The organism is Bacillus sp. SIMBA_008 (assembly GCF_046535495.1).
In the GTDB taxonomy this organism is placed as follows: Bacteria; Bacillota; Bacilli; order Bacillales; family Bacillaceae; genus Bacillus; species Bacillus subtilis.
Map to the genome: position 1 here is coordinate 1 of NZ_JAWRWL010000609.1, position 265 is coordinate 265.

Sequence of the window (265 nt, forward strand, 5' to 3'; positions counted from 1 at the left end):
CTCAGCGCCCGTCACGGGGACATCCGAGATCGCGTCGGCCGATGCCGGCTCACTCGCGCCGGGCGCCTCCGATGCGGTGCTCGGATCGTCCTCGCCCTGCTCTGCCGCGACCTGCGCCGCCGACGGCTCGAAGCGGTCGTATGAGCCGGTCTCAGGCGCGGCCGCTTGGTACCCGGCGCCCGCGGCGGGCGCCTGGAATGCGGGGGTCTGGAAAGGATCCGCCTGCTGCTGTGCGGGCGCAGCGAACGGATTCTCCTGCGGCGTG

1 protein-coding gene is annotated in these 265 nt (G+C 73.6%); it reads right to left on the bottom strand.

The features are described from left to right. Nucleotides 1-265 (bottom strand): hypothetical protein (locus tag SB658_RS24625; protein WP_410603017.1); only part of this gene is annotated, 265 nt, incomplete at both ends.